The organism is Phocaeicola sartorii JCM 17136 = DSM 21941 (assembly GCF_054653615.1).
Genome location: NZ_BAAIFW010000005.1, coordinates 370,322 through 395,447 on the forward strand (window position 1 = coordinate 370,322; position 25,126 = coordinate 395,447).

Genomic DNA, 25,126 nt, shown 5'->3' on the forward strand with positions numbered 1-25,126 from the left:
ACGGAACCGGAAGAACTATTGGAGAACAATGAAAGTAATGAATAATATGGAATATACAGATAAAGAATATTGTTTGGAAATATGGGGGGGCTGGGCTTGTTTCACTCGTCCTGAACTGAAGGTAGAGCGCGTGAGCTATGATATCATTACGCCATCGGCTGCACGTGCCGTTTTTGAAGCTATACTTTTTAAATGTTATGCCATGCGTTGGCAGGTCACTAAAATTGAAGTGCTTAACCCTATTAAGTGGACTACCATCAGGCGGAATGAAGTGGGAGCAGTCGCAGGTAAGTCTCCTATTTTCATTGAAGATAAGCGACAGCAGAAGAATTCTTTGCTTTTGCAGAATGTGCGTTATCGAATACATGCTAAATTGGTATTTATTCCGGTCAAAGATCGCCCGAAGGAAGCTTTTGTTAAACATCAACCAAGTAATGATGAGAATCCCATGAAGTATTATCAAATGTTTGAACGTAGGGCATTGCAAGGACAATGCTTTACGCAGCCTTATTTGGGTTGCCGCGAGTTTGCTGCAAATTGGAAATACATTGATAATATGGATAATCTTGAGCCGTCTTTGCCTGAAGACAGAGATTTTGGCATAATGCTTTATGACATGGATTTTGAGAGGAATACACAGAAACCGGATGCCATGTTTTATCATGCGAGAATGAAACAAGGTGTAATTGTCGTACCAGATAGAGAAAGTGAGGAGGTATTGAGATGATATTGAGAGCATTGTATGATTACTATCATCGAAGTGGGGATTTGCCGGCTTTTGGAATGGAATTGAAAGAGATTGGTTTTATCATTGTCATTGATAAGTGTGGTAACTTTCTACGTTTTGAGGATAGACGTATAGATAAGAAGTCGGCACAGCAGTTTCTTGTTAAAAAGAGTGTAGGTCGGTCAAGTGCCCCCGTTGCAAACTATCTGTATGATAATAGCCAATATGTATTTGGCTACTCTGACAAAGGGAATATGGAAAGTATGCGTAAGTATTTTGACACATTTAAAGCAAAAATCAAAGAAATCTATAACATATTCTCAGGCAATGAGGCCATAAAGGCTGTTTATGCATTTTATCAACAAGAGCCTTCTGCTATAGTCGAAATTATGCAAAATGACCCTCTTTGGGTAGATATTGTCAAGAATCTCAATAAAAAATATTCTACTTTTTCTTTTTTGATAGAAGGAGATACGGAAATAGTGGCTTCCCAAAAAGGGTTAATTAACTTGGAATGTAATGATGAGAAAATGACGGGAAAGCTTTGTTCGGTAATTGGTAAATATTCAAAGATAGTAGAAACTACAACTGCTACAATGATACCGGGAAGTAGTCAGGCTACAGCAAAACTTGTTGCATTTCAGATAAATTCTGGATATGATTCGTATGGAAAGTCGAAGGGGCATAATGCTCCTATATCTGAAGAGGCGGAGTTTGCATACACTACTGCACTGAACCATTTACTGCGTTCTGACTCTCACAATAAGTTTATGGTTGGTTCACGCACTTTCCTTTTTTGGACCTCTTCCAATAGTGAGGCTTCAAAGTTGTCTGAAAATAGTTTGTTCGCCCTATTGGGACGTGCCGATGATCCTAATAAACGTATAGAACTGGTACGTCGTACATTCATGTCCATTTATAACGGAACGCTATCCGCAAACAAAGATGATAAATTCTTCATATTGGGTTTAGCACCAAATTCGGCCAGGATAGCGGTAGTATATTGGAATGAGTTGCCTTTACGTGAGTTTGCCAGCTTGATCAGCAAGCATTTTACAGATATGGAGATTGTTGATACTCGTAAAGATAAGAAACCGTATGTGGGATTACACTCTATTCTTGGAAACGTTACTCTGGGAGGAAAGTCAAGTGATGCTTCCCCAAATCTCCCAGATGCTGTAGTGAAGAGCATTTTTCAAGGATTACCATATCCGGCCTCTCTATTCCAAGCATGTATTCGCCGCATACGTGCAGAACAATCTGTTAACATTGTGCGTGCAGCTATCATTAAGGCATATCTTAACCGACTAACCGATAATAACAATAAAAAAATAGATATTATGTTAGACAAAGAAAATCAAAATCAAGGGTATCTTTGCGGTCGCTTGTTTGCTGTCCTCGACAAGATACAGGAGGATGCGAATGGTATCCATTCTATCCGCGAACGCTACATGAATTCTGCATCTGCAACCCCTGCTATGGTATTTGCTACTATCCTCAATCTTTCGGGTCATCATTTGGAAAAATTGAATGCTGGTGGACAGGTTTTTTATGAGAAGCTAAAGCAAGAGATTATTTCAAAACTGGACGCAAACGGTTTTCCTGCACATCTCGATCTTCAAGACCAAGGTCGCTTCTTTGTGGGATATTATCACCAGCGACAAAACTTTTTTACGAGTAAAGAAAATAAAGAGACAGAAGAACAATAACAATTAAAAGAATACAATTATGTCTGAAATTAAAAATAGAATCGATTTTGTTTACATGTTCGATGTAAAGGATGGTAATCCGAATGGTGATCCGGATGCAGGTAATCTTCCTCGTGTAGATGCGGAAATAGGTATGGGGCTTGTTACCGATGTTTGTCTCAAACGTAAAGTACGTAACTATGTGCAAGTAGCGAAAGAGCTTGTGGATGGCTATGATATATTTATTAAAGAGAAAGCCATTTTGAATGACTCAATTGATGCTTCTCATAAAGATGAAAGTGTAAAAGCTAAGATAAAATCTGGAGACAAGACAGAAGCTGCACGTATGGTTATGTGTCGTAATTATTACGATGTGCGAACTTTTGGTGCTGTTATGTCAACTGGTAAAAATGCAGGTCAAGTCCGTGGCCCAATTCAATTGACTTTTGCCCGTTCCGTAGATCCAATAACTGTAACAGAACACTCTATTACCCGTATGGCGGTAGCAACAAAGCAAGAAGCAGAAAAACAGGATGGTGGCAACCGGACAATGGGACGTAAATCTACCGTACCTTATGGTCTCTACATCTGTCATGGTTTTATCTCTGCCAACTTGGCGCAACAGACAGGATTTTCAGAAGAGGACCTTTCGTTATTTTGGGAAGCTCTGAAAAATATGTTTGATGTAGATCGTTCGGCGGCACGCGGATTGATGAGCGCGCAAAAACTAATTGTTTTCAAGCATGATTCTGGATTAGGAAATGCCCCTGCCAACAAGTTGTTTGACTTGGTCAAAGTGGAGAAAGTCTGTGACGGGGCACCGCGTTCATTCACCGATTATTCGGTTACGATAGACAAGGAGCGTGTTCCATCAAATGTTACTGTTGAGGAACTGATATAAGTAAAAAGTATATGTATAGTGAAGACGATATGCTCATGTTGTCGGGGATTCAGCACTTCAGGTTCTGTCCCCGACAATGGGCTTTGATACACATAGAGCAGCAATGGGATGATAATCGTCTCACCATCGAAGGACAGATCCTGCACAAGCATGTAGATGATCCGTTCTATAGGCAAAAGTGTGGTGACCAGATAACATTACGTACAGTAAATATTGCTTCGCATGAACTTGGTCTTTATGGCATTTCAGACGCCATAGAGTTGCTTCCGTCTTTATCTTTTGAAGACACAATTCAGCATCCCAAGTATCCGGGGCAATGGAAGCCGGTGGTTGTGGAGTATAAGCACGGCAGACCGAAAAGAAATGAAGTGGATGAAGTGCAGTTGGCGGCACAGACAATGTGCCTTGAAGAAATGTATGATATCCATATACCATACGGTGTGTTCTTTTATGGAGAGCTTCGTCATAGGGTGCATGTGGATATAACTGATGAGTTACGGGATATTGTCAAACTATGCGCCTGGGATATGCACGAGATATTCAGTAAAGCGGTTATTCCGAAGGCTGAGTATGGTAAGTCTTGTGACAAATGTTCATTGAAAGATACTTGTATGCCAACGATGGTAAAGAATTGCACTACAGTGGATACATACCTTAATAAAAATTTGTACAGATGAGAAAATTGTTGAACATTCTATATGTGACGACACCGGAAGCGTATCTTAGTAAGGATGGGCTAAATATCGTAGTGTCGGTCAAGCAAGAGGAAGTGTTCCGTATTCCTGCTATAAATATAGAAGGTATTGTGACGTTCGGATATATGGGCGCAAGTCCCGGCGTGATGAAATTGTGTAGTGACAATGGTATATCACTTACATTCCTTTCTCCTCATGGTAGATTTATCAGCAGGGTACAAGGTGCGACGAAAGGGAATGTACTGTTACGTAAGAAACAGTACCAATTGTCGGATGATGAATCTTGGTCGCTGCATGCGGCACAGCTGATGATTGGTGGTAAGATTCAAAACTATCGTAATATATTGAGGAGATATATTCGTGATTATGGAGCGAATGAAAACATTAGTCGGGCGGTACATGTGTTGGAACATGCCAAGCGTGAAGTTTTGGCGGCTCAAGATAAGACGACATTAATAGGGTATGAAGGCATGGCTTCTAATGCTTATTTTGAAGTGCTGCCTGTTTTAATACTTAACCAGAAGGCTGATTTTTCATTTCATGGTCGTAATCGCCGTCCTCCTAAGGATGCGGTAAATGCCATGTTGTCGTTTGCTTATACTTTGATAGCAAATGATGTTTCTGCCGCACTCGAAACAGTTGGTCTTGATCCATACGTAGGATTTCTCCATACACTTCGTCCGGGACGTACGTCCTTAGCGTTGGATATGATGGAGGAATTGCGTGCCTATCTTGGTGATCGTTTTGTCTTGTCGTTGATCAATAAAAGGCAAATAACGGTTAAGGATTTTTTGTTTCAAGGCGATAATGGGGTTGTTATGACAGATAAAGGGAAAAAAACGTTTATTTCTGCTTGGCAGAATAGGAAACGCGAGGTGATAATTCATCCTTATCTTAATGAAAAAGTAGAGATAGGACTTTTGCCTTATGTGCAGGTTATGTTGTTGGCAAGATATATTAGGCAAGATATTGATGATTATCCGGTATTTATAATAAAATGATTTACAATTATGTACATTCTTGTGGCTTATGATGTGGATACTACGAGCAAAGAAGGGGCTCGTCGTTTACGGTGTGTGGCTAAAGCTTGTGTCGATTATGGACAAAGGGTACAGAACTCTGTCTTCGAGTGCGAGGTGACAGAAGCGCAATATTGTCTCTTGATAGAACGAATCAAGGATATTATTGATATGTCTCTTGACAGTGTTAGATTTTATATCCTCAGTAAAAACGAGAATAAAAGGGTCGAAGTGATAGGTGCTGAGACTGCTTATAAAGTTAATGATGCTCTTATTATATAATGTATGCGAATGTGGAGTATTGCAAAAAAGGTAGTATTTTCGCAATACTTAATAGTCAGTAGATTAGCTCGTTTATAAAGTCAGTCACTGTTATTAAGTTGAAATAAAAATAAAGATTCGCATGCAGATAGAGTTAATTCGTTGATTTATAATATGTTATTCGGTGTGGTGTCGCACCTCATGTAGGTGCGTGGATTGAAACTATTACATAATCCATTAATGCTGCAGGTGCATATGTCGCACCTCATGTAGGTGCGTGGATTGAAACTTCTTCCACCGAACCGGAAAATGAAGACATTAACGTCGCACCTCATGTAGGTGCGTGGATTGAAACATTTGTCAATAAAGACATATTGGGACCTAAGTTTGTCGCACCTCATGTAGGTGCGTGGATTGAAACAAAAGTTATGCGTTACGGTACCCAGGAGCAGGAGAGTCGCACCTCATGTAGGTGCGTGGATTGAAACAGTAACAATGTACTTAAATCATACAATGATGAAGGTCGCACCTCATGTAGGTGCGTGGATTGAAACACCAACACGTCAGATATAACCGTAACGATGCCGGAGTCGCACCTCATGTAGGTGCGTGGATTGAGACGATGAATGCAGATAAGATACAAATTAGCATGGGGTTGCACCTTATGTAAGTGCGACGAACTGGGACTGGATATTATTTATATTCTTATAGCTTTTCAATTTCTTCTTGAAACAATTCTGTAGCTTGTGAAATAATATCAATGGCTACTTCTGATTTTTTCAAGTTTTTTAGTCCTTTTTTCTACCTTTATTCAATCCCTTCTGCCCTTCCTTTTTCACGTTCAGTATTGATACTATCACGGAGAATAACAATGTTATCCAAGTGGCGGTAATAGCCGGCAAGCTTCTTCTTGGCCATGCTATCCAGTTTTAATCTCTCACGGGCCTCTCCAAGACCGGGGCTGTAGCAGTGGAAGGTATTTCTCGGTATTCAGGTAGTAGATCCATTCTTCCAGAGGGCTTCTGGCTACCTGATTGAAACCGTTCACTTTCAGGATATAGTATTCGGGATATAAGTCGCTGACCGTATCCGCCTTGAATGTCTGTTTCTGGAATAGGGTGAGTTCATGAAGATTATTAGTGTGGATTCCTGAATTCCGTCTTTCCATGATAAACGAAGTCCCTGCCATCTCCTAAAGAAAAATAGACTGTGTTGGCGCTGTACACTTTGCGGACTTTATCATATTTCTCCCCTCTGTTGATATACTCAGTAACCAGTTTGGAAGTACCGAACAACATGCGCTGGAAATAGGCATATTCATTATTGTTCTGTACCTCTATCAATACCAGCTCACTCCTTGGATTTTTCGGCAAGCATATTCACACGGTTATATTTGTCATATTCATCCTTCTGATTGCTTTCGTTTTCAGGAAGTCTCTGGATAATGATCTCTTTACCCAATAATGTAGTAAGTAAACCTTCCAGAACACTGAAGTTGGCCTTGTTTCTGAGCAGGCATTTCATGGCCCAGTTAAACGGAATATCTGATTTTTATTGTTGCTGTTCATAAACAGCCTGACATATCGATTACGACGAAGATAAATAAAAAGATTCAGGATAGCAAAAGTGGCAGTATTCTCTCTAATGTTATATCACCAAAGGGTAACCTTTCCCGATGAACTTGGATCTGAATTAGTAGTCTCAAGAGCTTTTTCAAAAAAGATAACGGCCTCTCATTAAAAAAGCGGTTGCCCTAATTGACAACCGCTTTCTCAAAATATCATCATCGGAATTACAAGAGTCCGTTGGAACCAAGGATAATCAACATCGTATATCCTAAAACAAGTCCGATAGCTCCCATTATCAGTCCGACTTTTTCCATATCCTTTTGTTGAATCATACCTGTAGCGTGAGCCAAGGCGTTGGGAGGGGTGGAAATAGGAAGAACCATGGCCAGAGAGGAGCCGACAGCCACTCCTATCAGCAGAGTCTCCACACCACCCAAGGAGGATAGGTTTTCGCGCATACTGATTCCGGCTATGGCAAGAATGGGAACCAATAAAGCAGCGGTAGCCGTATGCGAGATGAAGTTTGCCATGGCATAACAGATCAATCCTGAGCCCACAATCATCAGCACAGGTGGCCAAGTGTTAAACGGAATGGATTCAATCATGTGCTGTGCAAGTCCGGTTTCTTGCAGTGCGACGCCCAGCGCAAAACCTCCGGCCACCATCCAGAGCACACTCCAGCTAATCTCTTCCAGGTCACGTTTCGTTATAACCCCCGTGACGCAAAAAACGGCTACAGGAATCATGGCCACTACATTGGAGTTTACACCGGTGAACTTGTCAGACATCCACAGCAATACGGTTACGGCAAAAGTGACATATACCAGAATGGAACGCCAATCCTTTTTGGCCTCTCCGTCTATTTGCAACTCAATAGTTTTCTGCTTGAAAGGAAACAGACGCAGCAAAATGAACCATGCGATAAATAATACAACAATCGTATAGGGCATCATAAATCCCATCCATTCACCGAAACCGATATTCAGATCCAATCCCTCTGGGTCATTCAGATATTTCAAGGCGATAGCGTTGGGAGGGGTCCCGATTGGGGTTCCCATACCACCGATATTGGCCGCTACAGGAATGGACATGGCCAGACCGATCTTCCCTTTTCCGTCTGCTGGAAGAGACTTCAAGACAGGAGTGAGGAAGGTAAGCATCATGGCAGCGGTAGCTGTATTGCTGAGGAACATGGAGAAGACGGCCGTTACCATAATAAAGCCCAACAGGACATAACGGGACTGGGTGCCGAAAGGCTTTAGCATGACACGGGCCAGCAACACATCCAGCCCGCTTTTAGTAGCGGCAATGGCCAGAATGAATCCGCCGATAAACAACATGATGATAGGGTCGGCAAAGCAGTGCATGATGGATTTGTATTTCACAGTATGCCCCAGCTCCCCGGCGGGAATACCTTGGATAAAAAACCATAGGCTGCTGTCGGAAACCGTCAACAATAACAGAACGACAATTAGCACGGAAGTAGTCCATGCGGGAACAGCTTCGAACACCCACATCAAAGTGGCAAAAACAAAAATGGAAATCAGTCTCTGTTCTATGACTGTCAGTCCTTCTATACCGAAGGTCTCGATAGGCAGACACCACAATATGAGGGAAAGGGTAATGGCAACAGCCAGCTTCACACCTCTGCCTACTGTCTTGTTCTCAGCCAGCCGTCTGGCTTTCTTCAAATCCTGATAGGCTTCAACCAACTGGAAGCCACGAAAAATCTTGTACATAGTATTAAATTTAATGAAAACGGGGGCAAAGGTAATACATTATTTTGATATAATCCATGGTTATGCCAATATTAAATGCTTGATTGTATATGGCAGACTCAAATACGGCCGGAGGTTACGACTGGTCTTTGTCTGCCGAAAAATTCCGGGATAGTATATGGTGAGGTAAGAGTTTTTCGTTATCTTTGCTTCCTGCATGATAAAACTGATATTGTTATCCTGTTAATCTTTAGAATCATAAGATACCTTCTTGATGGTCTCTTTAAGTGAAAAATAAGAATTGATGAATATGAGAAATTGGCTTTTGACTTTAGCTTTCGGCCTGTGTTCCGGCGCATTCGCCCAGCATACAACTGTTTTTGAATCCCCCGTTATGGGGTGGAGTTCATGGAATACCTATCGGGTTCATATCAATGATACCTTAATAATAAGACAAGCGGATGCCATGGTGCAGAAAGGGCTGAAAGACGTGGGCTATTCCTATGTGAATGTAGATGACGGTTTTTTTGGATGGCGGGATGAAAAAGGAGTGATGCAAACACATCCCGAGCGTTTCCCGAACGGATTGAAGGGAGTGGCGGATCATATTCATTCGTTAGGATTGAAAGCCGGCATTTACTCGGATGCGGGAAGCAATACCTGCGGTTCTATCTGGGATAAAGATGTGAATGGCATAGGCTCCGGCTTGTATGGACATGAGTATCAGGATGCCACGCTGTATTTCAAAGAGTGGGGATTTGATTTTATCAAGATTGATTATTGCGGAGCCGGTCAGGAATTGAATCTGGAAGAAGAGAAACGATACACTGAGATCCGTCAGGCTATAGATAATTTGGGGTGTGGGCATGTTTCCATCAATATCTGCCGTTGGGCTTTTCCGGGTACTTGGGCCGGAAACCTTGCCCGTTCATGGCGGATCAGTGCGGATATCCGTCCGGAATGGGGGTCGGTGAAATACATCATCGGTAAGAACCTTTATCTGTCTGCTTATGCTGGAGAGGGTCATTATAATGATATGGATATGTTGGAGATAGGCCGGGGGCTAAAACCCGAAGAGGAAGAGGTGCACTTCGGCATGTGGTGCATCATGAGTTCACCTTTGCTGATAGGATGTGATCTGACCACTATCCCGGAGGCGTCATTAAAGCTGTTGAAAAATAAAGAACTGATAGCTTTGAACCAAGATCCTTTGGGATTGCAGGCATACGTGGTTCAGCATGAAAATGAAGGATATGTGTTGGTGAAAGATATAGAGCGGAAGCGAGGCAATGTGCGTGCGGTTGCCTTATATAATCCTTCGGATACGATTTGTAACTTTACGGTCCCGATGGATATGTTGGAATTGGGAGGAAGGGTCAAGGCACGGGATCTGGTGAAACAGCAGAATCTGCCGGAGATAAAAGAGGGTGTTCTGCATCGGAAACTGCCTCCACATAGTGTACTGATTCTACGTATGGAGTCCGAGAAAAGATTGGAACCGGCTGTCTATGAGGCGGAATGGGCTTATCTGCCTTGTTTCAATGATTTGGGAAAGACACCGAAAAGCATCGTGTATGCTCCGTTACACGAAGCGTCCGGAGGTATGAAGGTAAGTTATCTGGGAGGTCGGAAAGAGAATTTTGCAGAGTGGAAAGAGGTGTATAGTGAGCAAGGCGGTGAGTATGAGATGACGATCCGCTATGTGCCAAAGGCGGACCGTAAGCTGGAAGTCTGTGTGAATCATGAAAAAGCGATTCTTCTTGATTCGTTGTCGGCGGATGAGACTCAAAAGATAGCTTCGGTTACTGTTCCAGTGTATTTGAAGGCAGGAAATAACAAAGTGCGTATGGGAAGTTCATTTTGCTGGGCTCCGGATATCGACTGTTTTATATTAAAAAAAGTAAAAGAGTAAGGTGAAGATAATCGCTATCTTTGTGCCCCCCCGGTTTAGCCGGGAGCACAAAGATATGCGGATATTACGGTATCGGAAGCTGATTTAAGGCATCCATTCTACTACTCCCGTAACAGGATGCTGCTTTCTCCATTCTTTGAATTCGCGGTAATTACGAACTCCGTCCTGGATGACAGCCTGATAATATTCCACTCCGATAATTTTCTCGGTTTCTGGTGTCTCGTATTTTAATCTCAGAATGGTTTCCCGCATTTCATCGGTCATTATTTCCGAGATGCGTCGGGCCACCTTTTCAAAATAACCGTCATAACGCGAGCCTTCCCGGATGTGGATCATATCTATCTGCCACAGTTCGTTTTCTTCGTTCTGATACCATGCGTGCCATTCCACACATTCTTCGGCAGTGTGCAGCAGGTTGGCGCACTCTATTTTTTTGACGGACGGGTTTTCGGCCAGTCTGGCCATGGCCAGAAAGCTGTCCCTCAGGGTTAAGGGTGATGAATAAATGTGGAAGTCAATATCCCGATGTTTCATCAGTAATCCTGTACTAAGAGAACCTACCAGATTGATTCTTGCACCTGCATTTTCCCATATTTGGATGAGGTTCGTGTTTTTGATAACTTGCCAGGCTTTTTCTTGGTTTTGTCTGGCGATGTCGAGAATATTCATACTTTATTTTTTAGTGTGAGTTTGCAAAAAGAAATGTAGTAAGGAAGAACAATTACAGCGTTTCAAAAGGTTCCTGCACATACCTCATATACTCTTCATAGTCTATATATCTTCCACCCATTGATTTTAAGTGGGGTGTTTCAAACTGACAATCGATCAAGGTTCCTCCCAATTTCTGGAATGTTTGTGCCAGATAGATAAGCGCCAGTTTCGATGCATTGGGGACTAGAGAAAACATGCTTTCACCAAAGAAACACTTTCCCAAAGTGACTCCATAGAGTCCGCCGGTCAGGCAGGACCCTTCCCATACTTCCACACTGGCTGCAAAACCTTGCTCATGCAGGCGGGTGTAGGCTTTCATGATATCCTTGCCCAACCATGCTCCTGCTTCTTCCATCCGCAGATTGCCGCAGGTTTGAATCACTTCATGGAATGCCCGGTTAAAACTGATTTCATATCGTCCTTTGTTCATGAGGGTACGCATGGAGTGAGAAATATGAATCTCGTGGGGGAAGATCACAAATCGTTTCAAGGGGCACCACCATTGTATCTGTTTCTCACAGAAGGCATACCAGGGGAATATGCCATTGGAATAGGCAAGGATGAGGCGGTCCACGGAGAGGTCGCCGCCCACTGCCAATAGCCCGTCCGGATCACCATAGTGAGGGTCGGGGAAAACAAGTTCTCGAGTTAGTTGGAAGACCATAGTGTTTTTTATTGGTTGGATTCATATAGCGTTTTTTATAGGGGCGGATCTGTATGTCTGCCCCTGTACGGAGGAGTTGCCGGTTTCATTCAGACTTGTTCTCTTTGAGCATTTGCAGCTTCAGTTGCCCGTTCTCTGCTGTCACTACTGTTTTTCCTCCTGTTTTTAATGTGCCGAATAGGATTTCACGCATAAGCAGCGGTTTCAGATGTGAGGCAATTACCCTGTCCATTTCTCTGGCACCATATTCTTTGGTGAACCCCAGCTTCAGCAGATGCTTATAGGCTTCCGGGCTGAGTTCCATTCCTACATGACGTGCGGACAGCTTGTTTTTTAGTTCGCCGAGTTTCTTGTTCAGGATGAGGGAAGCCATTCCGTAATCCATATCATGGAAAACGACTGTTGCAGACAATCGGTTGATGAATTCAGGTTTGAAGGTTTTCTTAACCTGTTTCAGCATGGCCTCTCCGGCAGTAACTTGTCCGCCGAAACCTATGGAGGCTTGGTGCGCGAATTGTGCTCCGGCATTGGAGGTCATGATAAGTATAACATGGCGGCAGTCTGCTTTCCGTCCTTTGTTATCCGTCAGTACGGCATAGTCCATGACTTGCAGCAGGATATTGAACACATCGGGGTGTGCTTTCTCTATTTCGTCGAGCAGTAACACACAGTTGGGAGTTTTGCGGATAGCATCTGTCAGTAGTCCGCCGTCTTCATAACCTACATATCCGGCAGGTGAGCCGATGAGTTTGGCCACTGTATGCTTTTCCGTATATTCGCTCATGTCGAAGCGCTGCAGGGCGATGCCTAGTTCGGATGCCAGAACTTTGGCTACTTCCGTCTTTCCTACGCCGGTGGGGCCTACGAAGAGAAGGCTGGCCAGTGGCTTGTTTTCGTCCAGTAGCCCGGCTTTGGCCATTTGTACGGCTTCCACCACTTGGCAGACGGCTTCTTCCTGACCGTATATCTTTTCGCTGATGCGTTCATGCAGGGTTTCTAATGCGGCATTGTCTTCTTCCTTCATGGCAAGCACGTCCACTTTACAGATACGTGCCAGTATATCGGTTATCAATGTTTTGTCCACCGTTTGTTTTTCTGTATTTGTGGGGTGGATTTCACGATAAGCCCCGGCTTCGTCCACCAAGTCGATGGCTTTGTCGGGCAAAAAACGGTCGCTGATATATCGTGCGGCGGCTGTGACGGCATATCTTATCGCTCCTTCTTCATAAACCACTCCATGGAATGTTTCGTACTTTTCTTTCAATCCTTCCACTATGTGGATGGTTTCCTCGATTCCGGGTTCCTGTATGTCAATCTGCTGGAAACGCCGTACCAATCCTCTGCTACGCGAAAAATAGCGGTTGAATTCTTCGTAAGTAGTGGAACCGATAAATCGGATCTCTCCTCCTTCCAAATAAGGCTTGAGCATATTGGAGGCATCCATCGAACCGTCTCCCGTCCGTCCGGCGCCTATCAGGTTATGTATTTCATCTATATATACGATGGCGTGTCCTTCTTTCCGAATTCCTTCCATAATGGCTTTCAACCTTTTCTCGAACTCACCCCGGTATTGCGTACCGGCCAATAAGTTGCCTAGATCCAGTTCATAGATATGACAACCTGTGAGGCGTTCGGGAACATTGCCCGCTTCTATACGTGCGGCCAGTCCGTAGGTCAGTGCGGTTTTTCCCACTCCCGGTTCGCCCACGTGCAGAGGGTTGTTCTTTTCTTTGCGGCAGAGAACCTGAATGGTGCGTTCCAATTCCGCATCCCGGCCTATAAGCGGATTCCGGTCTTGCAGACCTTCATTGAGACAGGTGACATAGTTGCGCCAAGGTTCGTTTTTCTCTTGCTCAGAGGAAGTTTCCTCTTGCGACTGATTCATGTCGTAATTTGAAATGAGGGAGCTGAGAAACTCCGGCATGTCTTCGCCCACTGTTTCTTTTAGCAGATAGCCGGCCCATGAATCTTCCAGTTGAAGCATTCCTTGTACCAGATGAGGAACATCCATTTCTTCTGCGCTTGAATGACTGATTGTCATATAGGCATATTGCAGTAGCTCGGAGAGTTGGCCTGAAATTTCCAATTCATATTCTATATCTTGAGGAACTCGTTCCACTTCTTTCGACAGATACTCGGAAACAGACTGGGACAGTTCTTCCGGGGTGCAAAAACACTCTTCCAGTGCTTCTTGAAAAGGAACTTGTTCCAGCAATGCGCTCAATAAGTGTTCGGGCGTGATAAATTCATGCCGATATTGCATGGCATGGCTCTGCGCGGAGGCGAAAGCGTAGTTCACCGAATCGGTATTTGGTATATCCATATCTTATGTTTGATTTTTTATTCTTCTTCCGGTGTAACCGTGAGTCGGAGAGGGAAACCCTCTTCACGAGCCATACGGGTGGCTTTTTGTACTTTTGACCGGGCGATATCATACGTATAGATGCCTACTACGGCCGATTCACTTTTGTGTACCTGCATCATCAAAGCTTCTGCTTCCATCGTTGATTTGAAAAAAACGGTAGTTAATATCTTCACGACAAATTCCATTGTAGTAAAGTCGTCATTGAAAATAGTAACTTTGAAGCGTCGCGGCTCGCGAAGGTCTATACGTTCTTTTTCTTTATAAGATAATTGTTGTTGTTCCATATTGGTAGTTGTCATACGTACTTATGGCACAAAGGTAGGGAAAGTATTGGAAAGGTAGGGCAGGGAAGAGATGAATTTTGTAGACGGATGGTCCGGAGCTGATGCTTTGAATACCTTTCATACCCGCCTGCCATCCTTAAGCACCCCTATACAAGATGTTTCTCCGATTGCCTTTAGCCCCCCCGGTATTTGTCAATATAGGGGGCTAAAAGCAGGGAGGTCTGGTATTCATTATACATGAAGACTCTTATTTCTTTTTGGCAGCGATAGCTAGTAATACTCCCAGTACCACCCCTAGAATGGCAGCAAATAATACCCGCATGTCCGGAGGAAGCAGGAAGGTGATGGTGTGGGCCGGATACCAGAACAAAGGGATGGTCTTTTTGAATACAAAGCTCCAAAGTACCGCCCAATTCAATCCGGTGAAAATACGTGTCATGGGAATGGGGGTGATGAGTGCCTTGATGGAGCCGCCACAATTCCCGATGTGCGTGTCTGTTATTTTATGCAGTGTCATGAATACAGGAGCGAATATAGAGTTCATAGTAATGGAAATAGCCAGTGCGACCAGAAATTTGGCTGGACAGAAATCTCCGTTCATCAATGTGGAGGCATGTTCCATGCCCATATATTCCAAGAAAATCGGAGTGCCTTTTGAAAAAATAATCATAGCCATATTGATACCCATGCCCAGCAAGCCCCATACCACCATTCGTGGAATGATGCCAAAGGTTTTGTTGTGATATACTCCTGTGCTGATACGAAGCCCGAGCATTTCACCCAGAGTGGCCAGAATGGCGAACTTCATAAAACTCATGACCATGCCATGGGTTGCATTGAACGATTGGTACCATTCATAAATGGCATCACTGATAAAAAATGGCAGGAACAATGCTGTTACAAACAAAAGGAACAGAATATCACTCTTTTTCATAGATAAAAATGTGTTTTTCATTAATATTTGCGACAAACATACGAAAAAACTTCTAAGTTTCTAGCAAAACGGCCATTTAAATTCGGGTAGTGGAGGGGTGGTATATTAAGAATAAGGTTGCTTCCGGACGATTTGTAGGTATAATAGGGTCTGTGATTAATAATTAGAGGGATTTTCATTTGTTATCCAGCCATAATCTTTTATCTTTGTTTCCCATCATGGAATAAAACAAAAAAGTTATGAAAACAAGAGGATGGATTTTAACTGTGATTTGTAGTGTGTTGTTATTGGTGGCGGGTATTACTTTCGTGTCAATGGTGTTTGCCGGGCAACCGGCTTTGGCGAATGAATCATTGTGGTGGTGGGCCTTGATAAACCTCGGTGTGATGGTTTTGTTATTCGGATACGGTGTGAGGCGGGGAATTCAGATGCTGCGTATCTTCAGCATACCGGAAAGTAAACTGACACGGGAGCCGGGTGTCGTGGTTTGTGATTATAATATCAGTTTGAAAAAGTATGCTTTGTATAAATTGTGGGACATCCGTCACTTCAGCTTCTCTTTGTTGTTTGTCATTTATATTTGTATCGCTTTGTGTACGGGGCATTATATTGTTCCCGAAGAGCAAAGTATGTTCAGCCCGTTGCTGATTGGCTTCTTGTGCCTTGTCTATATTCTGATTATGCTTCCTGTCAGGCTGAGTAAGATTTACAAGCGGAGTATTGCAGGGCAAACTTGGGTGGAAATCACTCCGGAGGGATTGACGTATGATAAAACAGAACTGAGACAGACCATACATTGGGGAGAGATAGCGGGCATAGCTCTTTATAAGACTTATGGCTTCCTGTATGATGAAAAAGGGGGTGAATTCTTGATTGTGACTTCGGATGAAAAAGTGAAAGAGTCTCTTCTTTACTATTTAAATGCGAAAAAAATAATGAATCAGGACTAAGTGTTTTTCCTCAGAAGGTTGTTCATATTATTATAATGTGTATTTTTGTAACAAAGTAATAATGAAAAACCTCTTAAGTATGAAAACACCTGTTCTCGCGCTGTTCATTTCTTTAGTGGCATTGGGGGCTTGTATGTCCAATCAACAAACCCGGCCGTCAACCGATTATACCCAATGGGTGAATCCGTTTATCGGAACCGATTTTACCGGCAACACTTATCCGGGAGCGCAAGCGCCTTTCGGAATGGTGCAATTGAGTCCGGACAATGGTTTACCCGGATGGGACCGTATTTCCGGTTATTTTTATCCGGACAGTACGATTGCCGGATTCAGTCATACTCACTTGTCGGGGACGGGAGCCGGAGACTTGTATGATATTTCTTTCATGCCTGTCACTTTGCCTTATCAGGAAGCGGAAGCGCCATTGGGCATTTATTCCAAGTTCTCTCATGCGGATGAGGAAGCTTCAGCCGGTTACTATCGCGTGTTGCTGAAAGATTATGATATCCATGTGGAACTGACTGCTACAGAGCGTTGCGGTATCCAGCGTTATACGTTTCCCAAAGGAGAGTCGGCTGTCTTTCTGAATCTGAAGAAAGCGATGAACTGGGACTTTACCAATAATTCTTATATTGAAGTGATTGACTCCTGTACTATCCAGGGATATCGTTTTTCTGAAGGATGGGCAAGAGACCAGCATGTATATTTCCGTACCCGTTTCTCCAAGCCGTTTGCTTCGGTGGAGATGGATACTACTGCTGTTACTTTGAAAGGTAAGCGTGTGGGTACGGCTTATATCGCCCGCTTTAATTTTGAGACGGAAGAAGGAGAGCAGATTGTCTTGAGTACGGCCCTCTCGGGAGTGAGTATGGAAGGTGCTGCTAGAAATATGGCGGCTGAGGCTCCTCACAATGATTTTGATAAGTACTTGGCTGAGACTAGAGACAATTGGAACCGCCAGTTGGGAAAGATAGAGATAACAGGTGACAACAAGGATGATAAGGTTAATTTCTATACCGCATTGTATCATACCATGATTGCCCCGACTATTTACAGTGATGTGGACGGGGCTTATTATGGCCCCGATAAGAAAATTCATCAGACGGATGGCTGGGTGAATTATGGAACCTTCTCATTGTGGGATACGTATCGTGCCGCACATCCGTTGTTCACTTATACGGAGCCTCAGCGTGTCAATGATATGGTGAAATCGTTTATTGCTTTTTATGAACAGAACGGACGTTTGCCGGTATGGAATTTCTGGGGAAGTGAGACGGATATGATGATTGGCTATCATGCTGTACCTGTTATTGCCGATGCTTATTTGAAAGGTATTGGTGATTTTGATGCTGAGAAGGCATTGGAGGCTTGTGTGACTACTGCTAACTTGGATAATTATCGTGGTATTGGCCTGTATAAAAAGTTAGGATATATACCTTATAATATAAAGGATGAATATAATGCGGAAAATTGGTCGCTTTCTAAAACGTTGGAATATGCTTTTGATGATTATTGCATTGCCGAAATGGCTCGTAAAATGGGTAAGACTCAATTAGCGGACGAGTTTTACAAGCGTTCTCAGAATTATCGCAATGTGTTTAATCCGGCGTCAGGCTTCATGCAGCCGATAGATGATAAAGGAGTATTCCAGCCTGATTTCAGCCCGGATGATTATACTGCTCATATTTGCGAAAGTAACGGCTGGCAGTATTTCTGGTCTGTACAGCAAGATATCAAGGGGTTGATCACTCTGGCCGGTGGCAAAGATCGTTTTGCGGAAAAACTGGATAGTATGTTTACGTATATTCCGGCTGGAAAGGACGATTTGCCTCTTTTCAGTACAGGCATGATTGGTCAGTATGCTCATGGCAATGAGCCTAGTCATCATGTCATTTACTTATATAATAAGGTGCGCCAGCCTTGGAAGACTCAGAAGTATGCGGCGCAGGTCATGCATGATCTCTACTTTAATGCCCCCGCCGGATTGTGTGGTAATGAGGACTGTGGACAGATGTCCGCCTGGTATGTATTCAGTGCCATGGGATTTTATCCTGTCAACCCGCTCGGTGGTGAATATGAAATTGGTACGCCGTTGTTCCCCGAAATACAGATGCACTTGGATAATGGAAAGACTTTCACGGTATTGGCCCCGGGGGTAAGCCGTGAGAATATCTATATCCAGTCGGTAAAAGTGAACGGACAGCCATACGATAAGAGTTATATCACACACGGACAGATAATGGACGGTGCTACTGTAGAATTTGAAATGGGGGCGGAACCGGGAAAAATCTGGTATAGATAGAGATTGAGAGAGGGATGGATTTAATGGAGTGTGTCATTTATGAACGAGGAACTTGATGCGACTTACAAAGCGGTCTTCCGTCAATGCTACCCGAAACTGTTGTTCTATGCTGTACGTCTGGTCGGTGACGAAGAAGCCGAGGACATAGTGCAGGATGTCTTTGTGGAGTTGTGGAGGCGGAAGGAATCGGTCGTCATAGGAGAGCAGATTCTTGCTTTCCTTTATCGTTCTGTATATACCAAAGCTATAAATTTACTGAAGCATCAGGCTATAGAGAATAATTACAGCGCGGCAATGATGGAAATCTATGAACGGAAGTTACAATATTATCAGCCGGATCATGCTGAAGTGATTAGAAAGATAGAAGATCAGGAATTACGTCAGGAAATTTATGGAGCAATCAATGAATTGCCGGATAAATGTAGGGAGGTGTTTAAACTGAGCTATCTTCATGAAATGAAAAACAAGGACATAGCTGAGACTTTAGGCATTTCCCTGCGTACTGTGGAGGCGCACATGTATAAGGCTTTGAAGTTCTTGCGCGAACGTCTCAGGCATTTATTGCTGTCATTGATTATATTTTCAGCAAAACTGCTAAGTGTTTTTATGAGTTGAACTGTTTACTATATGAATAGGGAAAAAGAATGAGTAAACTTAATGAAGATATTATTATCAGGTATTTGGAAAACCGATGCTCGGAGGAGGATTTTGTTCTTATCAATGAATGGATGAAGGAATCTGACGGGAATGCCGGAGAATTGTTCCGCATGGAGGAGATTTACCAGTTGGGGAAATTCCCTTTTGAGAAGGATGATCTGGTAACAAAAGCCGAGCGCAGGCTGGGTAGAAGACTGGAACAGGAGAACCAAAAGAAACAAAAGGTGTTCAAGCTTAGGAATATGTTGCGTTATGCGGCTGCTATAGTGGCTGTGATGGTGCTGGCAGCGGGCTTGACCTATTGGTTCCGGGATAAAACGGAGGAATGGGTGGTGGCATCGGCAGCGCATGGACAGGTGCGTGAGATGTTGTTGCCTGACGGAACAAAAGTATGGTTGAACCAGTCGTCTGTTTTAAAATATCCGCGGGCTTTTGAAGGAAAAGAACGTCATGTGTACTTGGATGGAGAAGCTTATTTTGAAGTGGCACGCAATCATGAGAAACCTTTCACGGTAAAAAGTCCGGCGATGGATGTCAGGGTCTTGGGAACCTCTTTCAATATAAAATGCCGCCCGGATAACAGTTTTGCGGAAACGACTCTGGTAGAGGGGGAGGTTGAAGTAAAAGATAAGTCGGATAAAGGAAGAATTGCTTTGTTACCGGGACAAAAGGCTGTATTGAACAGGGTGACCGGACGGATGCAGGTGAAGCAGGTCGACCCCAAGATGGAAATAGTCTGGCATAATGACTTGATTCCATTTGAAAAGTCATCTATTTTCCAGATTGCGGCAGTCTTGGAACGGTTCTATGGGGTGAAGATTATCCTTTCACCGGATGTCGATAGTACGAGCACTTATTCAGGTGTGTTGAAAAAGAAAGATAAGATAGAGTCTGTGCTGAACTCTTTACGTAACTCTATTCCTTTCAATTTTAAGAAAGTGGATGATAACAACATATTTATCTCATCGGAAACGAAATAAATTTTAAATAAAGAACTATGAAAATCAACATGCTTTTAAGCAGCTGTCTTTTTGGACTATTGTGTCTCACCGCATGTAATCCGGAGGGTGGCGAAGTGAATGATTACACCCGTTATGTGAATCCTTTTATTGGCACAGGCGGACACGGACATACTCATCCGGGTGCAATGGTACCACACGGTATGATACAACCGGGACCGGACACTCGCATTGACGGTTGGGATTCCTGTTCCGGATATTATTATGAGGACACCACCATCAATGGTTTTGCCCATACGCGCCTTAGTGGCACAGGTTGTGCGGACTTCGGAGATTTCCTGTTGATGCCTACCGTAGGTGAACAACGTACTGAATTTTTGGGCACAGAAAGCCAGAAGCGTCCTTTCGCATCCGCTTTCTCTCATGAAAAGGAGCAGGCGGAGCCGGGATATTATTCTGTCTTTCTGGATACATACGGGGTAAAAGCCGAACTGACCTCGACAGAGCGTGCCGCCATGCATCGATATACTTTCCCTGAGAGCAGGGAGGCTGGGTTCATTTTGGACATGGACTATAATATTCAGCAGCAAATCAATCAAGTGATGGAAGTGGAGGCAGTGAATGATACCGTCTTGCGTGGGTACAAGCGCAGTGCCTATTGGGCATACCGGCAGGATCTTTATTTTTATGCCGTATTCTCCAAACCGTTCACTCATACTTTATATACAGATACCGTTCAGGAAAACGGCAAGGAGATTCCTGTATGTAAAATGCTTTTGCACTTTGAGACAGCGGAAGACGAACAGGTGCTGGCCAAGTTCTCTATTTCTTCTGTGGATGCGGACGGTGCTTGTAAGAATCTTCAGGCTGAGATGCCCGGTTGGAACTTTGACGGGGTGCGTGCCGATGCTAAAAAGAAATGGAATGAATGTCTGTCAAAGATTGCAGTCAAGACCCATGATGAAGACCAGCGTACCATTTTCTATACAGCTATGTATCATGCTTTCCTGAGCCCCAATTTGTTTACAGATGTGGACGGGCGTTACTTGGGAATGGATTTGAAAGTGCATACTACCGACAGGAAGCATCCGGTTTATACTATTTTCTCTTTGTGGGATACGTTCCGTGCCTTGCATCCGTTATTGACGATTATTGATCCTCAGCTGAATACGGAGTTTATCCGTTCTTTGATAAAGAAACATCAGGAAGGCGGCATCTTTCCGAAATGGGACTGTGTGTCCAATTATACCGGGACTATGGTGGGATATCATGCGGCTTCGTTGGTAACCGATTCTTATGTGAAGGGATACCGCGACTTTGATGTGCAGGAAGCTTACAAGGCATGTCTGCGTGCGGCAGAATATGACACGACCGGTATTGTAGCTCCCGGTTGGCTGATTCCCTACGTTATGCCCAAAGCACGTTATTATAAGAATACACTTGGCTATATTCCATGTGACCGTGAGAATGAATCGGTGGCGAAAGCATTGGAGTATGCGTATGATGACTGGTGTATCTCCGTGCTGGCAGACAGCTTGGGAGATACTGAAACAAAGGAGAAATATGCCCGTTTTGCAGATGCTTACGAATTTTATTTTGACCCAGCCACCCGTTTCATGCGCGGACTGGATAGTAAAGGCGAATGGCGTACTCCGTTCAATCCCCGTTCTTCCAATCATCGTAATGATGATTATTGCGAAGGAACGGCATGGCAGTGGACTTGGTTTGTTCCGCATGATATCCCGGGACTGGTGAAGTTGATGGGTGGGGAGGATGCTTTTGTAGGAAAGCTGGATTCCTTGTTTACGGTTTCTTCCCGGTTGGAAGGAGAAGCTACCTCTGCTGATATCACAGGACTGATAGGACAGTATGCACATGGCAATGAACCGAGTCACCACATTACTCACATGTATAACTATGTGAACCATCCGTGGCGTACTCAGGAGCTGGTTGACAGTGTATTGTATAACCAGTATTTCAATGCTCCTGACGGTTTGTCGGGCAACGAGGATTGTGGCCAGATGTCCGCATGGTATATTTTGAACTCCATGGGCTTCTATCAGGTATGTCCCGGTAAGCCGGTTTATTCTATCGGCCGTCCGTTGTTTGAGGAGGTGACGATCAACCTGCCCGGCCACAAGACTTTCGTTATCCGCACCCACAATAACTCGAAAACCAACAAGTACATCGAGTCGGTTCTGCTGAACGGAAAACCGCTGGATGTTCCTTTCTTTACCCATGATGACTTGGTGCAGGGAGGAACGATGGAGATAACCATGAGTCCCGTGCCGACAGAGTGGGGAAAACAGAAACATCATTAAAAAGTATAACTTAACCCAAATAACACTATCATGAAAAAACTATTTCTATCAGTTGTAGCCCTGTGTGTCATGTTGTTTGTGCAGGCAAAGGACTATGTGGACTATGTGAGTCCGTTGGTAGGCACGCAGTCTTCCTTTGAACTCTCTACCGGAAATACGTATCCTGCCATAGCCCGCCCGTGGGGCATGAATTTCTGGACTCCCCAGACCGGGAAGATGGGGGACGGATGGCAGTATGTATATACGGCTAATAAAATCCGCGGCTTTAAACAAACCCATCAGCCCAGTCCGTGGATCAATGACTACGGTCAATTCTCCATCATGCCTGTAACAGGAAAACCGGAATTTGAAGAAGACAAGCGTGCAAGCTGGTTTTCTCATAAAGCCGAAATTGCGAGACCTTATTATTATAAGGTCTATTTGGCCGAACATGATGTCGTGACCGAAATGGCTCCTACGGAACGTGCCGTAATGTTCCGCTTCACTTTCCCTGAGAATCATTCATACGTGGTAGTGGATGCTTTTGATCGTGGTTCGTCTGTCAAGGTGATTCCCGGAGAAAACAAAATTGTGGGCTATACTACCCGCAACAGTGGTGGCGTTCCTGCCAATTTCAAGAATTATTTCGTGATAGAATTTGATAAACCGTTTACTTATGAAGCCACTTTCTCTAATGATATAAAACCGGATAAACCGGATGGAAGCGTTCCTGTGACTTTGAAAGAGGGCAAACTGGAACAGACAGGTTTCCACACCGGGGCCGTTATCGGTTTCAAGACAAAGAAAGGGGAAGTGGTTCATGCCCGTGTCGCTTCTTCCTTCATCAGTCCGGAACAAGCCGCCCGGAATCTGAAGGAACTGGGTGGCGACAGTTTTGAAGTATTGGTGCAGAAAGGAAAAGATGCGTGGAATGATGTGTTAGGCAAGATCGAAGTGGAAGGTGGGAACTTGGACCAGTATCGTACTTTCTATTCCTGCTTGTACCGTTCTTTGCTGTTCCCGCGCAAATTCTATGAGCTGGATGCCAACGGGAAACCGGTTCATTATAGCCCTTACAATGGCGAGACACTCCCTGGATATATGTACACCGATACAGGTTTCTGGGATACATTCCGTTGCTTGTTCCCTTTCTTGAATCTGATGTATCCTTCTGTTAATCAGGAAATACAGGAAGGATTGGTCAATACCTATAAGGAAAGCGGCTTCTTCCCCGAATGGGCCAGCCCCGGTCATCGTGGTTGTATGGTCGGCAATAATTCAGCCTCGATCTTGGTTGATGCTTATCTGAAAGGAGTACGTGTGGAAGACGTGGAAGCACTATACAAGGGACTGATTCATGGAACAGAAGCGGTACATCCTGATGTTTCTTCCACCGGACGTTTGGGATATGAGTATTATAACAAGCTGGGGTATGTGCCTTGTGATGTGAAGATTCATGAGAATGCGGCCCGTACATTGGAATATGCATACGATGACTGGTGCATTTATCAGTTGGCGAAAGAACTGAAGCGTCCCAAGAAAGAAATCGCACTCTTTGCCAAGCGTGCCATGAATTACAAGAACCTTTTTGATTCGGAAAGCAAGTTGATGCGTGGCAAGCAGAAAGATGGTAAGTTTGCTCCTAAGTTCTCACCGTTGAAATGGGGAGGTGACTTCACCGAAGGTAATAGCTGGCACTATTCCTGGTCTGTATTCCATGATCCTCAGGGATTGATTGACCTGATGGGAGGCAAGGAGGTGTTTGTTTCCATGCTCGATTCTGTCTTTTCGGTTCCCCCTGTTTTTGATGACAGCTATTACGGACAGGTGATTCATGAGATCCGTGAAATGACAGTCATGAACATGGGCAACTATGCACATGGAAACCAGCCTATCCAGCACATGATTTATCTGTATGACTATGCAGGCCAGCCCTGGAAAGCGCAATACTGGTTGCGTGAGGTGATGAACCGTATGTACACAGCCGGACCGGACGGATATTGCGGTGATGAGGACAATGGTCAGACTTCGGCATGGTATGTATTCTCCGCATTAGGGTTCTATCCGGTATGTCCCGGCACGGATGAATATATTCTGGGTGCTCCGTTGTTCAAGAAAGCGACTCTGCATTTCGAGAATGGTAAGGATTTGGTGATAACCGCACCGGATAACAGCGATGCCAACAGATATGTGGAGGAGATGCGTGTAAACGGAAAACTCTATACCAAGAATTATTTGAAACATAACGAACTGTTACAAGGCGGTACTATCGACTTCAAGATGACCGGCCGTCCGAATATGCAGCGTGGAACACAGGAAAGTGATTTGCCTTATTCGTTTTCTAAAGATGAAATAGTGAAATAAAAGTTTAGCCATGTACTTCTCTCTTGTGAAGAGGGATTTGAGGGGGGGGATGTTCTCTTGGGGCAGTATTGCAAGAGTACATCCCCTTTTTGTATTTAAGTATTTCCTTGATTGGCTAAAGTCCGATGATATCACTACTTTTGCCTC

Annotated in this window: 19 protein-coding genes, 1 pseudogene and 1 CRISPR repeat array; of the genes and pseudogenes, 13 read left to right on the top strand and 7 right to left on the bottom strand. The window is 43.9% G+C overall.

Translation table 11 applies throughout. The annotated features are described in order from the left end of the window. Positions 1-46 precede the first annotated feature (46 nt). From cas5c to cas2, 6 genes are read left to right on the top strand one after another with little or no spacing between them, the layout of a single operon-like run. Positions 47-727 carry a type I-C CRISPR-associated protein Cas5c gene (gene cas5c, locus ACYQ0C_RS01725; RefSeq protein ID WP_016275319.1) on the top strand — a complete coding sequence of 227 codons (681 nt, stop codon included), beginning with the start codon at positions 47-49 and terminating at the stop codon, positions 725-727. Continuing rightward, complete coding sequence (gene cas8c / locus ACYQ0C_RS01730) at positions 724-2,436, top strand: type I-C CRISPR-associated protein Cas8c/Csd1 (RefSeq protein ID WP_016275320.1); 1,713 nt, start codon at positions 724-726, stop codon at positions 2,434-2,436. The genes cas5c and cas8c overlap by 4 nt, the downstream gene beginning before the upstream one ends. 19 nt (positions 2,437-2,455) lie before the next feature. Beyond that, positions 2,456-3,316 carry a type I-C CRISPR-associated protein Cas7/Csd2 gene (gene cas7c / locus ACYQ0C_RS01735; RefSeq protein ID WP_016275321.1) on the top strand — a complete coding sequence of 287 codons (861 nt, stop codon included), beginning with the start codon at positions 2,456-2,458 and terminating at the stop codon, positions 3,314-3,316. An 11-nt stretch (positions 3,317-3,327) separates the two neighbouring features. Continuing rightward, entirely contained in the window at positions 3,328-3,993 is a 666-nt protein-coding gene (gene cas4, locus ACYQ0C_RS01740; RefSeq protein ID WP_016275322.1) for a CRISPR-associated protein Cas4, read from the top strand. Next, positions 3,990-5,012, top strand: coding sequence for a type I-C CRISPR-associated endonuclease Cas1c (cas1c, locus tag ACYQ0C_RS01745; protein ID WP_016275323.1), 1,023 nt, complete (start codon positions 3,990-3,992; stop codon positions 5,010-5,012). The genes cas4 and cas1c overlap by 4 nt, the downstream gene beginning before the upstream one ends. 9 nt (positions 5,013-5,021) lie before the next feature. Next, positions 5,022-5,312, top strand: a complete 291-nt coding sequence (gene cas2, locus ACYQ0C_RS01750; protein ID WP_016275324.1) for a CRISPR-associated endonuclease Cas2 — start codon at positions 5,022-5,024, stop codon at positions 5,310-5,312. Positions 5,313-5,482: 170 nt separating this feature from the next. After that, a CRISPR array of direct repeats spans positions 5,483-5,913; the repeat unit is 33 nt; unit sequence GTCGCACCTCATGTAGGTGCGTGGATTGAAACA. Positions 5,914-5,996: 83 nt separating this feature from the next. On the opposite strand, the pseudogene ACYQ0C_RS01755 reads toward cas2, so the two are convergent. Both ACYQ0C_RS01755 and ACYQ0C_RS01760 read right to left on the bottom strand, forming a co-directional pair. Next, positions 5,997-6,859, bottom strand: a pseudogene (locus ACYQ0C_RS01755) (PD-(D/E)XK nuclease family transposase). 224 nt (positions 6,860-7,083) lie between these two features. Then, complete coding sequence (locus tag ACYQ0C_RS01760; protein ID WP_016275327.1) at positions 7,084-8,598, bottom strand: SLC13 family permease; 1,515 nt, start codon at positions 8,596-8,598, stop codon at positions 7,084-7,086. Positions 8,599-8,881: 283 nt separating this feature from the next. On the opposite strand from ACYQ0C_RS01760, the gene ACYQ0C_RS01765 reads away from it, so the two are divergent. Then, positions 8,882-10,489 carry an alpha-galactosidase D gene (locus ACYQ0C_RS01765; protein WP_025018371.1) on the top strand — a complete coding sequence of 536 codons (1,608 nt, stop codon included), beginning with the start codon at positions 8,882-8,884 and terminating at the stop codon, positions 10,487-10,489. An 84-nt stretch (positions 10,490-10,573) separates the two neighbouring features. On the opposite strand, the gene ACYQ0C_RS01770 is transcribed toward ACYQ0C_RS01765, so the two are convergent. From ACYQ0C_RS01770 to ACYQ0C_RS01790, 5 genes are all read right to left on the bottom strand, one after another. Further along, positions 10,574-11,158 (bottom strand): nucleotidyltransferase domain-containing protein, encoded by a 585-nt coding sequence (locus tag ACYQ0C_RS01770; protein WP_016275329.1) that lies wholly within the window; start codon positions 11,156-11,158, stop codon positions 10,574-10,576. 52 nt (positions 11,159-11,210) lie between these two features. Further along, the gene (gene aat, locus ACYQ0C_RS01775; protein ID WP_016275330.1) at positions 11,211-11,864 is read right to left on the bottom strand and encodes a leucyl/phenylalanyl-tRNA--protein transferase; all 654 of its coding nucleotides are present in this window, start codon (positions 11,862-11,864) and stop codon (positions 11,211-11,213) included. An 85-nt stretch (positions 11,865-11,949) separates the two neighbouring features. Continuing rightward, the gene (locus ACYQ0C_RS01780; protein WP_016275331.1) at positions 11,950-14,187 is read right to left on the bottom strand and encodes an AAA family ATPase; all 2,238 of its coding nucleotides are present in this window, start codon (positions 14,185-14,187) and stop codon (positions 11,950-11,952) included. A gap of 17 nt (positions 14,188-14,204) precedes the next feature. After that, positions 14,205-14,513 carry an ATP-dependent Clp protease adaptor ClpS gene (locus ACYQ0C_RS01785; protein WP_025077043.1) on the bottom strand — a complete coding sequence of 103 codons (309 nt, stop codon included), beginning with the start codon at positions 14,511-14,513 and terminating at the stop codon, positions 14,205-14,207. 247 nt (positions 14,514-14,760) lie between these two features. Next, positions 14,761-15,447 carry a hypothetical protein gene (locus ACYQ0C_RS01790; protein ID WP_016275333.1) on the bottom strand — a complete coding sequence of 229 codons (687 nt, stop codon included), beginning with the start codon at positions 15,445-15,447 and terminating at the stop codon, positions 14,761-14,763. A gap of 239 nt (positions 15,448-15,686) precedes the next feature. On the opposite strand from ACYQ0C_RS01790, the gene ACYQ0C_RS01795 reads away from it, so the two are divergent. The 6 genes from ACYQ0C_RS01795 (at position 15,687) to ACYQ0C_RS01820 (ending at position 24,979) form a co-directional block, all read left to right on the top strand. Beyond that, a complete protein-coding gene (locus ACYQ0C_RS01795) occupies positions 15,687-16,397 on the top strand; it encodes a hypothetical protein (protein WP_016275334.1) in 711 nt (236 codons plus the stop codon). Between the two features lie 79 nt (positions 16,398-16,476). Beyond that, a complete protein-coding gene (locus ACYQ0C_RS01800; protein WP_016275335.1) occupies positions 16,477-18,699 on the top strand; it encodes a GH92 family glycosyl hydrolase in 2,223 nt (740 codons plus the stop codon). A gap of 39 nt (positions 18,700-18,738) precedes the next feature. After that, positions 18,739-19,314, top strand: a complete 576-nt coding sequence (locus tag ACYQ0C_RS01805) for an RNA polymerase sigma-70 factor (RefSeq protein ID WP_016275336.1) — start codon at positions 18,739-18,741, stop codon at positions 19,312-19,314. Positions 19,315-19,343: 29 nt separating this feature from the next. Next, positions 19,344-20,336, top strand: a complete 993-nt coding sequence (locus ACYQ0C_RS01810) for a FecR family protein (RefSeq protein ID WP_016275337.1) — start codon at positions 19,344-19,346, stop codon at positions 20,334-20,336. A 17-nt stretch (positions 20,337-20,353) separates the two neighbouring features. Next, on the top strand, positions 20,354-22,636 hold the full coding sequence (locus tag ACYQ0C_RS01815) for a GH92 family glycosyl hydrolase (RefSeq protein WP_016275338.1): 2,283 nt from the start codon (positions 20,354-20,356) through the stop codon (positions 22,634-22,636). Between the two features lie 30 nt (positions 22,637-22,666). Continuing rightward, complete coding sequence (locus ACYQ0C_RS01820; protein ID WP_016275339.1) at positions 22,667-24,979, top strand: GH92 family glycosyl hydrolase; 2,313 nt, start codon at positions 22,667-22,669, stop codon at positions 24,977-24,979. Positions 24,980-25,126: the final 147 nt, after the last annotated feature.

Coding starts and splice junctions, on each gene's coding strand:
- cas5c (WP_016275319.1), top strand. CDS start 47: ATGGAATATACAGATAAAGAATATTGTTTGGAAATATGGGGGGGCTGG.
- cas8c (WP_016275320.1), top strand. CDS start 724: ATGATATTGAGAGCATTGTATGATTACTATCATCGAAGTGGGGATTTG.
- cas7c (WP_016275321.1), top strand. CDS start 2,456: ATGTCTGAAATTAAAAATAGAATCGATTTTGTTTACATGTTCGATGTA.
- cas4 (WP_016275322.1), top strand. CDS start 3,328: ATGTATAGTGAAGACGATATGCTCATGTTGTCGGGGATTCAGCACTTC.
- cas1c (WP_016275323.1), top strand. CDS start 3,990: ATGAGAAAATTGTTGAACATTCTATATGTGACGACACCGGAAGCGTAT.
- cas2 (WP_016275324.1), top strand. CDS start 5,022: ATGTACATTCTTGTGGCTTATGATGTGGATACTACGAGCAAAGAAGGG.
- ACYQ0C_RS01760 (WP_016275327.1), bottom strand. CDS start 8,598: ATGTACAAGATTTTTCGTGGCTTCCAGTTGGTTGAAGCCTATCAGGAT.
- ACYQ0C_RS01765 (WP_025018371.1), top strand. CDS start 8,882: ATGAATATGAGAAATTGGCTTTTGACTTTAGCTTTCGGCCTGTGTTCC.
- ACYQ0C_RS01770 (WP_016275329.1), bottom strand. CDS start 11,158: ATGAATATTCTCGACATCGCCAGACAAAACCAAGAAAAAGCCTGGCAA.
- aat (WP_016275330.1), bottom strand. CDS start 11,864: ATGGTCTTCCAACTAACTCGAGAACTTGTTTTCCCCGACCCTCACTAT.
- ACYQ0C_RS01780 (WP_016275331.1), bottom strand. CDS start 14,187: ATGGATATACCAAATACCGATTCGGTGAACTACGCTTTCGCCTCCGCG.
- ACYQ0C_RS01785 (WP_025077043.1), bottom strand. CDS start 14,513: ATGGAACAACAACAATTATCTTATAAAGAAAAAGAACGTATAGACCTT.
- ACYQ0C_RS01790 (WP_016275333.1), bottom strand. CDS start 15,447: ATGAAAAAGAGTGATATTCTGTTCCTTTTGTTTGTAACAGCATTGTTC.
- ACYQ0C_RS01795 (WP_016275334.1), top strand. CDS start 15,687: ATGAAAACAAGAGGATGGATTTTAACTGTGATTTGTAGTGTGTTGTTA.
- ACYQ0C_RS01800 (WP_016275335.1), top strand. CDS start 16,477: ATGAAAACACCTGTTCTCGCGCTGTTCATTTCTTTAGTGGCATTGGGG.
- ACYQ0C_RS01805 (WP_016275336.1), top strand. CDS start 18,739: ATGAACGAGGAACTTGATGCGACTTACAAAGCGGTCTTCCGTCAATGC.
- ACYQ0C_RS01810 (WP_016275337.1), top strand. CDS start 19,344: ATGAGTAAACTTAATGAAGATATTATTATCAGGTATTTGGAAAACCGA.
- ACYQ0C_RS01815 (WP_016275338.1), top strand. CDS start 20,354: ATGAAAATCAACATGCTTTTAAGCAGCTGTCTTTTTGGACTATTGTGT.
- ACYQ0C_RS01820 (WP_016275339.1), top strand. CDS start 22,667: ATGAAAAAACTATTTCTATCAGTTGTAGCCCTGTGTGTCATGTTGTTT.